The organism is Bacillus sp. ISL-75, from assembly GCF_018613095.1.
Window position 1 is genome coordinate 1 of record NZ_JAGGQX010000022.1, and the last position, 16,948, is coordinate 16,948.

13 protein-coding genes are annotated in these 16,948 nt (G+C 38.3%); all 13 read left to right on the forward strand.

Going from position 1 to position 16,948, the window contains the following annotated elements:
- The first annotated feature begins 592 nt into the window (after positions 1–592).
- The 13 genes from J7E63_RS10195 (at position 593) to J7E63_RS10255 (ending at position 16,927) form a co-directional block, all read left to right on the forward strand.
- Entirely contained in the window at positions 593–1,927 is a 1,335-nt protein-coding gene (locus J7E63_RS10195; RefSeq protein WP_215011738.1) for an ABC transporter substrate-binding protein, read from the forward strand.
- Positions 1,928–2,073: 146 nt separating this feature from the next.
- The gene (locus tag J7E63_RS10200; RefSeq protein ID WP_214716526.1) at positions 2,074–2,964 is read left to right on the forward strand and encodes a carbohydrate ABC transporter permease; all 891 of its coding nucleotides are present in this window, start codon (positions 2,074–2,076) and stop codon (positions 2,962–2,964) included.
- An 84-nt stretch (positions 2,965–3,048) separates the two neighbouring features.
- Positions 3,049–3,891, forward strand: a complete 843-nt coding sequence (locus tag J7E63_RS10205; protein ID WP_215011740.1) for a carbohydrate ABC transporter permease — start codon at positions 3,049–3,051, stop codon at positions 3,889–3,891.
- A gap of 167 nt (positions 3,892–4,058) precedes the next feature.
- Entirely contained in the window at positions 4,059–5,522 is a 1,464-nt protein-coding gene (locus J7E63_RS10210; RefSeq protein WP_215011640.1) for an arabinan endo-1,5-alpha-L-arabinosidase, read from the forward strand.
- Positions 5,523–5,891: 369 nt separating this feature from the next.
- Positions 5,892–7,589 carry a ribulokinase gene (gene araB, locus J7E63_RS10215; protein WP_215011641.1) on the forward strand — a complete coding sequence of 566 codons (1,698 nt, stop codon included), beginning with the start codon at positions 5,892–5,894 and terminating at the stop codon, positions 7,587–7,589.
- Positions 7,583–8,278 carry an L-ribulose-5-phosphate 4-epimerase gene (araD, locus tag J7E63_RS10220; RefSeq protein WP_215011643.1) on the forward strand — a complete coding sequence of 232 codons (696 nt, stop codon included), beginning with the start codon at positions 7,583–7,585 and terminating at the stop codon, positions 8,276–8,278. Before araB ends, araD begins: the two co-directional genes overlap by 7 nt.
- A 114-nt stretch (positions 8,279–8,392) precedes the next feature.
- Positions 8,393–9,877, forward strand: a complete 1,485-nt coding sequence (gene araA, locus J7E63_RS10225) for an L-arabinose isomerase (RefSeq protein WP_215011645.1) — start codon at positions 8,393–8,395, stop codon at positions 9,875–9,877.
- A 236-nt stretch (positions 9,878–10,113) separates the two neighbouring features.
- Positions 10,114–11,604 carry an alpha-N-arabinofuranosidase gene (locus J7E63_RS10230; RefSeq protein WP_251033472.1) on the forward strand — a complete coding sequence of 497 codons (1,491 nt, stop codon included), beginning with the start codon at positions 10,114–10,116 and terminating at the stop codon, positions 11,602–11,604.
- Positions 11,605–11,625: 21 nt separating this feature from the next.
- Positions 11,626–11,898, forward strand: a complete 273-nt coding sequence (locus J7E63_RS10235; RefSeq protein ID WP_214716536.1) for a DUF6171 family protein — start codon at positions 11,626–11,628, stop codon at positions 11,896–11,898.
- An 88-nt stretch (positions 11,899–11,986) separates the two neighbouring features.
- A complete protein-coding gene (arfA, locus tag J7E63_RS10240; protein WP_215011647.1) occupies positions 11,987–13,498 on the forward strand; it encodes an arabinosylfuranosidase ArfA in 1,512 nt (503 codons plus the stop codon).
- A 113-nt stretch (positions 13,499–13,611) separates the two neighbouring features.
- A complete protein-coding gene (locus tag J7E63_RS10245; protein WP_215011744.1) occupies positions 13,612–14,664 on the forward strand; it encodes an aldose epimerase family protein in 1,053 nt (350 codons plus the stop codon).
- Positions 14,665–14,712: 48 nt separating this feature from the next.
- On the forward strand, positions 14,713–15,957 hold the full coding sequence (locus tag J7E63_RS10250; RefSeq protein WP_215011649.1) for a sn-glycerol-1-phosphate dehydrogenase: 1,245 nt from the start codon (positions 14,713–14,715) through the stop codon (positions 15,955–15,957).
- A gap of 19 nt (positions 15,958–15,976) precedes the next feature.
- Complete coding sequence (locus tag J7E63_RS10255) at positions 15,977–16,927, forward strand: glycoside hydrolase family 43 protein (protein WP_215011651.1); 951 nt, start codon at positions 15,977–15,979, stop codon at positions 16,925–16,927.
- Positions 16,928–16,948 lie beyond the last annotated feature (21 nt).

The following is a 16,948-nucleotide window of genomic DNA, read 5'->3' on the forward strand; positions in this document are numbered from 1 at the left end:
AAATCAGTTTCTTACTCTACAAATTAATTATTAGCGACACATCCAAATTGTGGACAATTAATTAGGAATTTTAACAAACCAACTGGAAAAATAGCTGGATATAGGTGTTTTATTAGCCACGCTAAATATTATAGAAGATATTTGAACGACTGTATAAAAGTTGTACCAAAATTTTGAACTATACTTGTACCTATACCAAAATAAGATTTAAGACACGTCCGTACATAAATTTATTTTTTAACATTAAAATGATTGACATGTACGAACAGGTATATTACTATTTGAACTATAGAGAATACGCTTTCAAATTTTCACTGGAAACGAGAAAAAAGACCCAGAAATTATAGACGAGACTTGGTTAATTTAAATAATTGAGTTTTTTTAGGAGGGATTTTTATGTAATCGCAGACATATCCGTACATCTAAACTAAATAGGTTAATAGAATTACTTACCAATCACTGCAATTATGTTTTAATTTTTTTAGTAAACTGTTTGCGCTTACAATGCTTCTGTTTAATTGCTCTTCTAAGTTAGTATATCAATTTTATTGGAGGGATTTACTTGTTTAAAGCATCTAAAAAGCTAGGTACAATGATGTTGCTTGCGATTATGGTCATCAGTTCAATTCTCGCAGGTTGTTCAAACTCAAGCTCAGGCGATGGAAAGAGCGGCGGTAAAACTGAACTTACCTTTATGTTCCGTGGTCAGCCTAAAGAGTTGGACGCTTATAAAGCTACTGTTAAGAAATTCGAACAATCTCATAAGGATGTAAAAGTTAATGTTGTCTCTGTTGCTCCTGACCAATATGATACGAAATTAAAGGCAGCGATTGCAGGACACAAAATTCCAGATGTTTTCTTCTATAATCCAGCTCAAGTAAAAGCATATGTAAACTCTGGTATTCTACAAGATATCACAAAATATGTTGAAGGCTCAAAAGATGTTAAATTAGAGGATATTTGGGAAAAAGGTATTAATAAATACCGTTATGATGGTAAAACAAATGGTAAAGGTGCTATCTATGGATTACCAAAAGATCTTAGTGGATTTGCACTAGGTTACAATAAAGACATGTTTGAAAAAGCAGGTATTCCACTACCTGACAAAGATAAACCATATACTTGGGATGAATTTATTGATGTATCGAAAAAATTAACTCAAGATACAAATGGCGATGGAAAATCTGATCAATTTGCTACTGGTTTTAACGTTCAATGGTCATTAGCACCATTTGTTTGGAGTAATGGAGCAGATTGGTTGGATGAAACAAAAACAAAAGTTGCTATAGATGATCCTAAATTCATTGAAGCATTACAATGGTTTGCAGATCAACAAAACGTACACAAAATTACTCCATCTATTTCTGAAGCACAAACTCTTGATACGTATCAAAGATGGATGAAGGGTGAATTAGCTTTCTTCCCTGTTGGTCCTTGGGATATGGCAACATATGCAGAACAATTAAAGTTTGACTATGATTTAATACCATGGCCAGCTGGTTCAACTGGAAAAACATCTGCATGGATCGGTTCACTTGGAATTGGTGTAGGCGCTACTACAAAGCATCCGAAAGAAGCTGCTGAATTAGCAATGTACCTATCTGCTGACCAAGAAGGACAACAAGCATTAGTTGATGCACAAGTGCAGCTTCCAAATAGTGTGAAAGTTGCTGAAGAATGGGCTAATGATTCTTCTATTAAGCCAGCAAATAAACAAGAATTCTTAGAAATCATCAATGATTATGGCCGAGACTGGCCTGCAGAATCTACCTATACTGGTGAATGGTATGATGAATTCTATAAGAATATTCAACCTGTACTTGACGGCAAGCAAACTGCTGCTGAGTTTGTAAAAAAAGAACAACCAAAAATGCAAAAGCTTTTAGACGCAGCAATCCAACAAGAAAAACAATCAACTAAGAAGTAAAAAAACTCTCAGACATAGTGTAAATGGTGCTAGTTTATTAAAAAGAATCTAGCACCATTTATTCCTTTTATCTAACTTTTTTGTAAAAAGAAATTTAGAGAAAGGGAAATGTAGTATTTAAATGCTTATTGAAAGGGTGGGGGAAGTTGAAAACGACATCGAAGCTCTATCGAACTGAACAGAGATATGCGTACCTATTTATTGCAGCGCCAGTTATAGGATTCCTCTTGTTCGCAATGGTTCCTTTACTTTATTCGCTTTATGGAGCCTTTACCGACTGGAACGGTCTGGGACAAATGAACTTTATTGGTCTAGAAAACTTTAAGAATTTATTCCAAGATGAATATTTTTATAAATCAATGTATAACACGATTTTTATGATGATTGGAATTCCAATCGGGATTGTCCTAGCGTTATTACTAGCATTAGCGTTAAATAAAGGAATCCCTGGAACCAATACATTTAGAGTTATCTACTACATTCCGGTTATTTCATCGATTGCTGCGATCTCCATTTTATGGCAATGGGCTTACAATGGTGATTATGGATTAGTTAACCAATTTTTAGGCCTTATTGGCATTGAAGGTCCTAACTGGCTCCAAAATACATCTACTGTCAAACCTGCCTTGATCATTATGGCTGTCTGGAAGGGACTAGGATATACGATGTTGCTCTATTTAGCAGCACTTCAAAGTGTGCCGAAATCCTTTTATGAAGCAGCTAAATTGGATGGCGCGAACGCATTCCAAGCATTTTGGCATATCACCCTGCCAATGGTGAAACCAGTAACCTTCTTTATTATTGTAACGAATATTATTGGCGGTGCCCAAATCTTTACTGAGATTAACGTCATGACACCTACTGGTGGACCTGAATATAGCTCAGCATCTGTTGTATTCTACATTTGGCAAAAAGCATTTGGTAACTTCCAATTAGGTTATGCATCTGCAATGGCCTTGGTACTGGGACTTTTCATCTTTATTATTACCCTAATCCAGTTTAAGATAAATGAAAAAAATTCATTTGATTTGGATTAATATAGGTGAATATCAGAGTAATAGAAAGGGGCTTGAAAAATGGAAGTTGCAGTTGCAAATAAAAAGTCGGTTAAATCAGAACCTATGTCTGAAAAGAAAAAAAATCGAATTACTAATACAGTAGTATTTGCCTTACTAAGTCTAGGTGCAATCTTTATGGTAGCACCATTGTTATGGATGTTTTCAACATCTATTAAGACGAAAGAAGATGTATTTGCCTTACCGCCAGTATGGATTCCTAATGAAATTTCATTTAGTAAATACTCCGAAATTTGGAGTATGGGCCCACTGCTATCTGGTATTGGAAATAGTTTAATTGTCGCAATCACTGTTACTGTGATTGGAACATTTACATCCAGCTTAGCAGCCTTTGCTTTCGCAAAATTACAGTTTAATGGTAAGAATAAAATCTTCATGCTATTGTTTGCATCGGTTATGATTCCTTACCCAGTTGTTATGATTCCGCAATTCATCATGTTTTCGAAAATCGGCTGGATTGATAGTTTACTACCTCTAATCGTACCGGGACTGTTTGGTAACATATTTATGATTTTCTTTTTACGACAATTTTTAAGCAGTATACCAAATTCAATTATTGAAGCGGCCAAGATTGATGGATGTTCGTATTTTCAAATCTTTTACAAGATTATCTTTCCGCTCATAAAACCGGCAGTTGCTGCCCAGTTAATTTTATGGTTCATGGGAATTTGGAATGACTACCTCGGTCCAATTCTTTATTTGAACTCACCAGAGAAACAAACATTGCAACTCGTTATTGCAAACTTTAATGCATCATATGCCATTCAGAGTGATTACCCTCTTATTATGGCAGCATCGATGATTGCATTATTGCCGATGTTAATTGTATTTATTGTATTCCAAAAGCAAATTATCGAATCAATTGCCATCTCTGGAGTAAAAGGATAATACAACTAAATCAATTACTGGTGCATTTATAATTCATTTTTATAGTTTAATAGAACGAATGAGTAAAGGCACTTATCATCATATTTTTCTGATAAGTGCCTTTTGTTATAGGTATAAATGAATTTTAAGATTACTTATTTGGTTCAATCAATCTAGGAGAAAAAATAATGAAAAAGAAGACAAAATTTATACTGATAGGTTCACTTCTATTGGTGGTTATGATCCTAGCTAGCTTAAGTTATCAACACTTACAACAACGGAATGGTGATTTAATAGGGATTGATTTGCCAACTCCGCCTGCAACATCACCGATTAAAAATGTTAATAGTGATGTCATGTATAAAGAAAAGGAGTGGACAACTAATTTTACTCATGATGGGGCCATTTTAAAGACCAATGACTGGTATTATGTGTTTTCAACGGATTATATGGTGGGGGCACCTCCTATTCCCGGGATCCAAATTAGAAAATCCAAGGATTTAATCCATTGGGAATTTGTTGGCCGTGTTTTTGACCAAGTTTCTAAAGAGGCGTGGGAGTGGACACATGGGACTACCTTCTGGGCACCCACCGTGGTTGAGATGAACAATAAATATTATTTATATTATTCTGTCTCTGAAGTGGGGAAAAGGAACTCTTACATTGGACTTGCGACAAGTGACACAATTGAAGGACTATGGAAGGACGAGGGTGCTGTTTTTAAATCAAAAGAAGGTGATGCCAATACCGTCAATGCGATCGATCCAGATCTTACATTTGATGAACAGGGACATCCATGGATGGTATATGGTTCTTATTTCGGCGGAATTTTCATTACAAAGGTCGATAAGAATACGGGAAAATTAGCAAATCCTGATGATGAAGGTACGCTGATCGCCCAAAGAAAGGACATGAATTTTGGTATTGAAGGGCCAGAAATCATCTATAACCAAAATACTGGTTATTATTATTTAACTGTTTCTTATGATTGGTTAGAAGATTCGTACAATGTAAGAGTCGCTCGATCTAAAAGCATAACAGGACCCTTTTTAGATTATAACGAAAACAACATGATCGACATTGGTGATGATTCCTTTGATACTGGTAATAAACTTGTTGGTGCTTATTCCTTTGGGAAAGATCCTGGCTGGATCGGAACGGGACACAATGGCTTGCTGCAAGATGGCGATGATTTTTACCTCATTCACAATGCCAGGGCTGGTGAGGATAAGTATTGGTCCCATTTACATGTAAGAAAAATGTTCTGGACAGAGGATGGCTGGCCTGTTGTTTCTCCTGAACGGTATGCAGGAGAAACAGAGCAAAAAATCACAGAGTCCAATATCATTGGAAACTGGGAGCAAATTATTCTCAACCGTTTTGATGAAGGTATGCAAAATTCCAAGAAGCTTCACCTATTACCAAATGGAAAAATAAAGGGACATAATGATAAAAGTAGTTGGAAGTTAACAGGAAAGAACACCTTAGAACTGTCAATCTATGACCCCGGAGTGGCCCCGAAAGATTTTTGGAAATATACGGTAAAGGTTATTCCAGGCTGGGATTGGGAGAATTGGAATGGAAGCTTGGTGTTCACTGGGATGAATCAAGAGGGTACCGTAATTTGGGGAAAAAAACGGATTGAAAAATAGTTTAATAGGAATGTCTTAAAAGTATTTTAGTTTATGACTAATTGGAACGAGATAATAACATGAAGGTAAAAGCATTTGATCTTAATCGTGTCCGTATTACTAGTGGACCAGAAAACTTGAATTAATTTTTAAAATACCATTGAAAAAAATAAGATAGATGGTAAAATCTAATTAAGGTTATACGTACAAGTTAGAGTTATTCGAATAACTTGTAAGTATTAATGATAATATTATCATCAATTCGTCGCAATCTTGTACGTATGATAAATACTTAAAAAAGAATAATATTTTCATTGAATTAAATCGTAAAATGAAAGCCCTTTAAATTAGTTTTTGTAAACGTATTCTTATAAAGGACAGGTGATTTTGATGGCTAAGTATTCGATTGGTGTCGACTATGGTACACAATCAGGAAGAGCTGTACTTGTTGAAGTAGGAACAGGCAAAGAAGTAGCGACTGCTGTAAAACCCTATACCCATGGTGTAATGGATGAATTCTTACCGAATGGAACAACAAAGTTAGAACATGACTGGGCATTACAGCATCCGGCAGACTATCTTGAAGTTTTAGCGATTACTATTCCAGAAGTATTAAAGCAAGCACAAGTTTCTAAAGATGATGTTATTGGATTAGGAATTGATTTTACTGCTTGTACGGTCCTGCCAATTGATGCTAATGGTACACCATTATGCTTCAAAGAGGAGTTTAGCAACCACCCTCATAGTTATGTGAAACTTTGGAAACATCACGCGGCACAAGATGAAGCAAATCGCTTAAATGAAATCGCTGAAGCCCGCGGAGAACAGTTCTTACAGCGTTATGGCGGCAAGATTTCTTCTGAATGGCTTTTCCCAAAAGTATGGCAAATCTTAAATGAAGCACCTGAAATATACGATGCTGCAAACCAAATCTTAGAGGCGACTGATTGGGTTATCTCTGAGTTAACTGGAGCGATTAAAAGAAATAGTTGTACGGCTGGCTATAAAGCGATTTGGCATAAGCAAGATGGTTATCCATCCAATGAATTTTTCAAAGCACTTGACCCACGATTGGAAAATGTGGTGGAAGATAAACTCTCCACAAAGATTGTTCCAATTGGATCAAAAGCAGGGGAAATCACTGAAAAGGCTGCAAAGCTAACCGGTTTAAATCCTGGTACAGCCGTTGCAGTTGCTAATGTTGACGCACACGTAGCAGTTCCTGCCGTTGGGATCACGGAACCCGGTAAATTATTAATGATCATGGGAACCTCTACTTGTCACATTTTGTTGGGAGAAGAAGAGAAAATTGTTCCAGGTATGTGTGGTGTAGTTGAGGATGGTGTAATCCCTGGGTTTATGGGTTATGAGGCAGGTCAATCTTGTGTGGGTGACCACTTCGAATGGTTAACTGAGAATTGTGTTCCAGCGAGCTATCATGAAGAAGCAAAAGAAAAAGGGGTTAACATTCATCAACTATTAACAGATAAGGCAAGCCAATTACAAGTTGGTGAAAGCGGTCTTCTTGCGTTAGATTGGTGGAACGGCAATCGCTCAACCCTTGTAGATGCGGATCTAACTGGTGTTCTTCTTGGTGCTACTCTTTTAACAAAGCCAGAAGAAATCTATCGTGCATTAATTGAAGCAACTGCTTATGGTACCCGGATGATCGTTGAGACCTTCCGTAACAATGGTGTACCAGTAAATGAGGTATACGCTGCAGGCGGAATTGCTGAGAAAAATGCGATGATGATGCAAATTTATGCGGATGTATTAAATATGGATATTAAAATCTCAGCTTCTTCACAGACTCCAGCCCTTGGTTCTGCGATGTTCGGAGCAGTTGCAGCTGGAAAAGAGCGCGGCGGTTACGATCATATTACAGATGCAGCCAAAGATATGGGAAGAGTAAAAGATTATATCTATCAGCCAATTAAAGATAATGCAGGGGCTTACGATCAACTTTTCAATGAATATGCACGCCTTTACGACTACTTTGGCCGTGGCGAAAACAATGTCATGAAAACGTTGAAAAAGATTAAAAAGGAAAGCTCCTTAGAGAAGAAGGAGGAAGAAGCAGTATGTTAGAAAGATTGAAAAGAGAAGTATTGGAAGCTAATTTACAACTTCCAGAACATGGTTTGGTTACTTTTACTTGGGGAAATGTGAGCGGGATTGACCGTGAAACAGGTCTTGTGGTTATCAAACCAAGTGGTGTTCCGTATGATGAGTTACAAATTGATGATCTTGTTGTCTTAGATTTAGATGGAAATATTGTTGAAGGGTCATTAAGACCTTCTTCAGATACACCAACACATCTTGCTTTATATCGGGCACTCCCGCTAATCGGCGGAATTGTTCATACACATTCTCCAGGGGCTACAAGCTGGGCTCAAGCAGGGCGTCCAATTCCAGCACTTGGAACAACACATGCGGATTATTTTTACGGAGAAATTCCATGTACACGCACCCTGACTAAAGAGGAAATTGAACGGGGATACGAGCTTGAAACAGGAAATGTCATTATAGAAACATTTGAAAAAGTAGGACTTGACCCTGTTGCAATGCCTGGAATTTTATTATCAGGTCATGCTCCATTTAGCTGGGGGACAAACGCAAACCAAGCAGTTCACAATGCTGTAGTTTTAGAAGAAGTGGCCAAAATGGCGTTAAACACTTATATCCTAAACCCGCAAATTAAACCTATTGACCAATTCTTGCTTGATAAACATTATCTTCGCAAGCATGGTGCAAATGCCTATTACGGACAAAAGTAGACTTAGAGGAAAGCAACCGCTTTAATCAGAGATAACTTGTACGGATAACTGGTTATAGATTACTAATTAATTATTGCTATAAAAATATCTTGCATTTACTTAGGAGGAATTATCTTGTTAACAACAAAAGCTTATGAATTCTGGTTTGTAACAGGAAGTCAATTATTATACGGAGAAGATGTACTACGTCAAGTTGAGGAAAACTCAAAAACCATCGTAAACGGGTTGGCTGATGATTCTGCAGTAACTTATAAGTTGATTTTTAAATCAGTAGTAAAAGATTCTGATTCAATTCGCAAATTGATTCTAGAAGCAAATGCTGCTGAAAATTGTGCGGGTATCATTACTTGGATGCACACATTCTCACCATCAAAAATGTGGATTGCAGGTCTTTCTGCACTACAAAAGCCTTATCTGCATTTAGCTACACAATTTAACCGTGATATTCCTTGGGATTCAATCGATATGGATTTCATGAACTTGAATCAGGCTGCACATGGTGACCGTGAACATGGATTCATCGCAGCACGAATGAATGTAAAACGTAAGGTTGTAGTTGGTCATTGGGAAAATCCAGAAGTAAGAGAACGTGTTGGCAGCTGGATGAGAACAGCAGTAGCATTTGAGGAAAGCAAAAACCTTAAGGTTGCAAGATTTGGTGATAATATGCGCCAAGTAGCGGTAACAGATGGTGATAAGGTAGAAGCGCAAATCAAGTTTGGCTGGACAGTAAACGGTTACGGAGTAGGTGACCTCGTTCAACGCATGAACGATGTAACTGAACAAGAAATTGACCAGTTAATGGCTGAATACGAAGAGCAATACGATATTACTCAAGAAGGACTTACTGATAGTCCAGTTCGGGATTCCATCCGTTATCAAGCTAGAGTTGAACTTGGTATGAAAGCATTCTTAACTGAAGGCGGTTATACTGCATTCACAACTACTTTTGAAGATTTACATGGTATGCGTCAGCTACCTGGTTTAGCTGTACAGCGTTTAATGGAACAGGGCTATGGTTTTGCTGGTGAAGGTGACTGGAAAACAGCTGCTCTTGTTAGATTGATGAAAATTATTGCGGGTAATGAAGGAACTTCCTTCATGGAAGATTACACGTATCATTTTGAGCCAGGTAAAGAAATGGTCCTTGGTGCCCATATGCTTGAGGTTTGCCCAACCATTTCAGCAACACGTCCAAAAATCGAGGTTCATCCACTTGGAATTGGCGGTAAGGAAGATCCTGCTCGAATCGTGTTTGATGGAAGAGGCGGCTCTGCCCTAAATGCAACCATTGTTGACCTTGGACACCGTTTCCGTCTGCTTGTTAATGAAGTGGATGCTGTACAGCCGGAAAAAGATATGCCAAAACTTCCTGTTGCACGGGTATTATGGGAGACTCAGCCATCATTAAGCCAAGCGGTTGAAAACTGGATCCAAGCGGGCGGGGCGCACCATACTGGCTTCTCTTATAATGTAACAACTGAGCAGCTTAGAGATTTTGCTGAACTAGCTGGAATCGAGTACCTAGTTATTAATAAAGACACAAACACTCATGCATTCAATAACGAAATCCGTTGGAATGACGTTATTTTTCGTTAATAAGTGGCACTAATTAAGTAATCTTTTTAACTATAATAAGCAGGGCTATTAGAAAAATAATAGTCCTGCTATTAAGTTGACACATACATTTCTAGGATTGCTAAAGAATATGGATTTTCCCCTGATAGCATCATAAACAAAATCCAAGACCGTCTATAAATTTCTTTTAATAAACCAATAATACAAGAGTTGTGGACTCCTTTTAAATTCTATCAATCTAAAAAATGGAGGCGTTAATGTTGGCGAATAATGTAATTATCAACACGGATATTCAAAAAGGAAAAATCAATAAAAATATCTATGGCCATTTTGCAGAACACCTTGGAAGATGCATTTATGAAGGCATTTGGGTTGGTGAAGATTCTTCCATCCCAAATACAAAGGGTATTCGTAATGATGTGTTAGCAGCATTAAAGAACATTATGGTTCCAGTCCTCCGCTGGCCGGGCGGATGTTTCGCCGATGAATACCACTGGAAGGATGGCATTGGTCCTAAGGAAAACCGCAAGCGCATGGTTAATACCCATTGGGGCGGCGTTGTAGAAAACAACCACTTTGGAACCCACGAATTTATGCTTCTTTGTGAATTGCTAGAGTGTGAGCCTTATATTTGCGGAAATGTGGGGAGTGGTACTGTTCAAGAGATGTCCGAATGGGTTGAATACATGACATTTGAAGGCGAATCACCAATGGCTAACTGGCGCCGTGAGAATGGTCATGATGAGCCATGGGAATTAAAATATTTCGGCGTAGGTAACGAAAACTGGGGCTGCGGTGGTAACATGCGACCTGAATATTATGCCGACCTATATCGTCGTTATCAAACATATGTAAGAAACTATGGTGATAATAAAATTTATAAAATTGCCGGCGGAGCCAATGTCGATGATTATAATTGGACAGAAGTGTTAATGAAAAATGCCCACTGGTTAATGGATGGGCTAAGCCTTCACTATTACACCATTCCAGGAGATTTCTGGCTGGGTAAAGGATCTGCTATTGATTTTCCGGAAGATGAATGGTTTATTACCATGAAAAAAGCACTTCATATGGATGAGTTAATCACAAAACACAGCACCATCATGGATAAATATGATCCTCAAAAACGTATCGGCATGATAATAGATGAATGGGGAACATGGTTTGATGTAGAGCCAGGAACAAATCCAGGATTCTTATATCAACAAAATACAATCCGTGATGCGTTAGTGGCAGGATTGCACTTTAACATCTTCCATAATCATAGTGACCGTGTTCAGATGACGAACATTGCCCAAACTGTCAATGTACTTCAGGCCATGATTTTAACAGAAGGCGAAAAAATGATTCTTACTCCTACCTATCATGTATTTGATATGTACAAGGTCCACCAGGACGCAGAACTTTTGGCTGTTGATTCTTCATTTGGCTCATATGAGTACAATGGAGAAACATTACCACAAGTAACTGTATCTGCATCAAAAAATACTGAAGGTAAGGTTCATATCAGCTTTTGTAATATTGATCACCAAAATGAAGCTGTTTTGGATCTAGATCTTCGCGGCGTTCAGGCAGCAGTGACAAACGTTTCAGGTACGATTATTACAGCCGACAATATGAATGCTCACAATACATTTGAACAGCCAGAAGTGGTTAAGCCAGTTGAATTTACGGATGTAACTGTGGAAAACAACAAATTGGCGATCAAACTTCCAGCAATGTCTGTTGTTACATTAGTTATTGAATAACTAAGAAGGCGGGAAATTACAGTGAGTGAAAAAAGTCTATGCAAAGGCTGCATCGAAAGTGTAATTGTAACAGAAGATGTCATCGATGAACTCGTAAAAGAGGCTGAGGAAGATGGCTCTGTTATTGTATCGGATGAAGTCTACGAAGCAAGATTAAAAATTTGTGAAAACTGTCCTTCCTTTCAATACGGTACGACTTGCGCTCATAGTGGATGTATTGTCCGCTATCGAGCCAAGTTTAAAAACAAAAGCTGTCCATTTGCTGGTAAACCGAAATGGGAAAAGGTTAGTTAGTCGGTAATCTCTACTATTAAATTATTTTGATAATATATCTATTTGCTTGCATGATTGTATGTAGCAGGATATGAGAGGAAGAATAACAATGGCTGCCAAAAAGGCAAAGATGATCTTAGAGAAAGATTTTAAAGTATCCGAGATTGATAATCGTATATACGGCTCTTTTATTGAACATTTGGGTCGTGCAGTATATGGCGGGATTTATGAGCCAGGACATCCTCAAGCTGACGAAAATGGATTCCGTCAAGATGTAATTGAAATGGTAAAAGAACTTCAGGTTCCCCTTGTTCGCTACCCAGGCGGAAATTTTGTTTCAGGCTATAACTGGGAAGATGGAGTAGGTCCTCTTGAAAATCGCCCACGTCGATTAGAATTGGCTTGGCGTACAACCGAAACTAACGAAATGGGAACAAATGAGTTCATGAAATGGGCCCAGCTGGTAAACGCGGATGTAAACATGGCCGTTAACCTCGGAACACGCGGGATTGATGCTGCTCGAAATTTAGTCGAGTATTGTAACCATCCCGGCGGCTCTTACTATAGCGATCTACGAAAATCCCATGGAGTAAACGATCCTTATACCATTAAGACTTGGTGTTTAGGTAACGAAATGGATGGTCCATGGCAGATCGGTCACAAGACGGCTGCTGAATATGGCCGCCTTGCTCAAGAAGCGGCAAAAGTAATGAAGTGGGTTGATCCTACGATCGAGCTTGTTGCATGCGGAAGTTCACATCGAAATATGCCTACATTTACAGATTGGGAAGCAACTGTCCTAGACCATACCTATGATCATGTCGAATTTATTTCGCTTCACCAATATTACGGCAACCATGATAATGAAATTTCTAACTATTTAGCTCTTTCTTTAGAAATGGATGACTTTATTAAATCTGTCATTTCAATTGCCGACTACATTAAAGCTAAAAAACGCGGCAAAAAGAATATCAATCTATCATTTGACGAATGGAATGTTTGGTATCACAGCAGAGAGCAGGATAAACTAATTGAACCTTGGAGTATTGCACCGCCACAGTTAGAAGATATCTATAACTTTGAAGATGCTTTATTAGTAGGCTGTATGCTGATTACTTTATTAAAGCATGCCGATCGTGTGAAAATTGCCTGTCTTGCTCAATTGGTAAACGTAATTGCGCCCATTATGACAGAAGATAACGGACCTGCTTGGAAGCAAACGATTTTCTATCCGTATATGCATACTTCTGTTTTTGGCCGTGGTGTATCATTAAATCCAATCATTTCAAGCCCTAAGTATGATAGTAAAGATTTCACTGATGTTCCATATTTAGAGTCAACTGCTGTTTACAACGAAGAACATGAAACATTAACCATCTTTGCTGTAAACCGTCACCTTCAAGAAGGTTTAGAGTTAGCTGTCGACATACGTAACTTCGAAGGTTACCAAGTAGTAGAGCATATCGTACTTGAAAATGATGATATCAAGCAAACCAATTCCGCTAAAGGTACACCTGTTGCACCTCATTCTAACGGAAATGCTAAGGCTGATAATGGCGGAGTAACAGCTGTACTGCCTAAATTATCTTGGAATGTAATCCGTTTAGCTAAACGCAAGTAACTCATGCTTATTCCATCTCCTTTTGATCCCCTGATTGAAAGGAGATGGAACTATTTTTGTATTTAAATGTTATCAATACGAGCGAAAATAGAAGAATGAAAGGCAGGATTGATATGAAAGTTATCCAAGAGAAGGTTGGTCAAATAAACAATCAAACCGTTAATTCATTTACACTTGTAAACGACCACGGTATGGAACTAACATGCATCAATTATGGTTGTATTATTAGTAAAATTATGACTCCGGACAAAGAAGAGAATTATGAAAATATTGTTTTAGGATATGACACGTTACAAGAATATCAAAATGGAAGTTATTTTTTTGGAACGGTTGTAGGACGTGTGGCTGGCCGGATAAAGGGTGGATCATTTGATCTTGATGGAAAAAAATATACCCTGGCAAAAAATGAAAACAACAACCACCTCCATGGGGGGAATAAAGGGTTTGATAAAGTTATTTGGGATGCCTCCGTTACCGAGAATGACGAAGAAGTAAGTGTTCAATTTTCATACCTAAGTCCGGATGGAGAGGAAGGTTACCCTGGAAATTTAAACGTAAAGGTAACCTATACAGTCAATAATAATAATGAACTAACCATCCAATATTCTGGATTATCGGATGAAAGTACACTATTAAATATGACCAATCATTCCTATTTTAACCTAAGTGGAAATATTAAACGGGACATTCTCAACCATTCTCTATCTATTAAGAGTGATAAGTTCCTAGAATTAAATGATGAATTACTTCCAACCGGAAAACTACTGGACGTTGAAGGCACACCATTTAATTTTACTAGTGATAGATTCATTCAATCCGGGGTTGACTCCAATTATCCTCAAAATCAATTAGCCGGCAATGGGTATGATCATCCCTTTTTACTAACATCAAACCATGACCAGGAAATTATTCTTAAAGATTCCGAGAGTGGCCGTACATTGACAATTGAAACAGATGAGCCTGGAGTAGTCGTTTACTCTGGAAACCAAATAAAGTCAGAAGGTGAGATTTATGGTGTTCCTTCCCGTAAATACCTTGGCATTTGTTTAGAAACCCAGGGGCTGCCAGATGCCATCCACCATCCTAATTTTCCTTCTTGGGTCCTTAAAAAAGACCAAGTTTACACATCTGTAACAAAATATAAGTTCGGGCTAACAGCCAATTAAGTAAAGCAAGAATGAGGGTAAAGTTTTGAAGGAGCAGGAGGAACAATAATGGAAAGAGTAATAACAGAAATTATCAGTCTAGCAAACAGTTGTGACTGCGGCAATCATCATAATGGGATACCGATTGAGACAATTTTAGTTGGCAACAATGTATTAAGGGAAGCAGCAGTCTACTTAGAAAGAAAAGCTTTTAAAAAGGCAGTCATCATTGCAGACGAACATACTTTTCGTGTTGCTGGAGCAGACCTAACCAAATATTTATCAGCAACTAAGGTTGGTTATTCTACCTGTTTATTAAAGCCTGACGAGAATAATGATGTAGTGGCGGACGAAAAGTCTTTAGTGCAAGCATTGTTAGATACTTCTCAAGATACTGATGTCATTATAGCTGTAGGTTCTGGTACCATCCATGATATCGCTCGCTTTACAAGTACTAAGATAAAAATTCCGTTCATTTCTGTCCCTACTGCTCCTTCTGTCGATGGCTTTACATCAATGGGAGCACCATTAATTGTTAGAGGAATAAAGCAAACTTTTCAAATGATGGCGCCAATTGCGGTATTTGCTGATTTACACGTATTACGAAATGCACCAAAGAAAATGATTGCAGCAGGATTGGGGGATATGTTAGCCAAATATACATCCCTAGCAGATTGGAAGTTTGGAAGTCTCACTGTCGGTGAGCCATATTGCCCGCTAGTTGCAAAAATTACAAGAGAAGCACTTGATATATGCGTTGAAAAAGCAGATAAAATTGCCGCTGTAGATGAAGAAGGCATTCGTATCCTCATTGAGGCCCTCATTAAATCCGGTTTAGCCATGTTATTATTTGGCCAATCCCATCCTGCTTCTGGAGGGGAACATCACCTTTCACACTATTGGGAGATGGAATTTTTACGACAAAACCGCCCTCAAGTCCTTCATGGGGCAAAGGTAGGGGTGGCGGTTTCTCTCCTAGCGGATGTATATGAAAGGGACTTTATCCAACTAATTTCGGAATTTACAAAATTAGAGGATAATATTAAAACAACTGATGATGATAGTATCGTGAAAAATATTAAAGAAAACATTCAAGAAATTAGAGCTGTATACGGGGCTATTCCAAAAGCTTCTCAACTACGTGAGCTTATAGAACAAGTTGGAGGCGAAACAATGCCGGGACAATTGGGAATTGACGAAGATCTTGTGGTGCGTAGTTTAACCGAAGCTCATCAGCTAAGAGACCGTTTCACCGCTCTAAAGTTTCTAAATGAAGTAGTCAAAGTTAGTCATCAAGTTAAAGTTAGAAATTAAACGGAAAAGGTGATCAATTATGCCAAAGGCTGAAACATTAAATAATCCCATTGTCGAGCAGCGTGCCGATCCATGGGTATATAAACATACAGATGGTTACTACTATTTCACAGCATCGGTCCCAGAATATGACCGGCTTGAAGTCAGAAGGGCGGCAACAATTCAGGGATTAGGCGAAGCCGAACCTATAGTTGCTTGGAGAAAGCATGAAGAAGGCCCGATGAGCGCCAATATTTGGGCACCTGAGATTCATTACATCGACGGAAAATGGTATATCTATTATGCGGCTGCTAGAGCAGACGAGATTTTTGACCATCGTATGTATGTGATTGAAAATGATTCCGAGAACCCGCTTGAAGGAACTTGGTTAGAAAAGGGGCAAGTGAAAACAGATTGGGAGTCCTTTTCGCTTGATGCCACTACCTTTGAGCATAAGGGGCAAAGATATTATGTTTGGGCACAAAGAGACCCTGAAATTGTTGGAAACTCAAATCTTTACATCGCTAAAATGGTGAATCCGTGGACGATTGAAGGTCCTCAAGTAATGATTACAAAACCTGAGTATGATTGGGAGACCATCGGCTTTTTAGTGAACGAAGGTGCAGCAGTCGTAAAGAGAAACGGAAAAATATTCATCGCCTATTCTGCGAGTGCCACAGATTACAATTATTGCATGGGTCTCCTGACTACAGATGAAAATAGTGATTTAATAGACCCAACATCTTGGAAAAAATCAGAAACACCTGTGTTTCAAACAAATGAAGAAACAAGCCAATATGGACCGGGACATAACAGCTTCACGGTTTCTGAAGATGGAAGCCAAGATATTCTTATCTATCATGCTCGTAACTATCGGGATATTGAGGGTGACCCGTTATGGGATCCAAATCGCCATACTCGGGCTCAGATTTTTACTTGGAACGAAGATGGTACACCGAATTTTGGCGTTCCGGTAGCAGATGCAAAATAATTTAGAATAGCGACATCTTGT

Excerpts from the sequence above, each read along its gene's own strand:
- J7E63_RS10195 (WP_215011738.1), top strand. The coding sequence starts at position 593 with ATGATGTTGCTTGCGATTATGGTCATCAGTTCAATTCTCGCAGGTTGT.
- J7E63_RS10205 (WP_215011740.1), top strand. The coding sequence starts at position 3,049 with ATGTCTGAAAAGAAAAAAAATCGAATTACTAATACAGTAGTATTTGCC.
- J7E63_RS10210 (WP_215011640.1), top strand. The coding sequence starts at position 4,059 with ATGAAAAAGAAGACAAAATTTATACTGATAGGTTCACTTCTATTGGTG.
- araB (WP_215011641.1), top strand. The coding sequence starts at position 5,892 with ATGGCTAAGTATTCGATTGGTGTCGACTATGGTACACAATCAGGAAGA.
- araD (WP_215011643.1), top strand. The coding sequence starts at position 7,583 with ATGTTAGAAAGATTGAAAAGAGAAGTATTGGAAGCTAATTTACAACTT.
- J7E63_RS10230 (WP_251033472.1), top strand. The coding sequence starts at position 10,114 with ATGTTGGCGAATAATGTAATTATCAACACGGATATTCAAAAAGGAAAA.
- arfA (WP_215011647.1), top strand. The coding sequence starts at position 11,987 with ATGGCTGCCAAAAAGGCAAAGATGATCTTAGAGAAAGATTTTAAAGTA.
- J7E63_RS10245 (WP_215011744.1), top strand. The coding sequence starts at position 13,612 with ATGAAAGTTATCCAAGAGAAGGTTGGTCAAATAAACAATCAAACCGTT.
- J7E63_RS10250 (WP_215011649.1), top strand. The coding sequence starts at position 14,713 with ATGGAAAGAGTAATAACAGAAATTATCAGTCTAGCAAACAGTTGTGAC.
- J7E63_RS10255 (WP_215011651.1), top strand. The coding sequence starts at position 15,977 with ATGCCAAAGGCTGAAACATTAAATAATCCCATTGTCGAGCAGCGTGCC.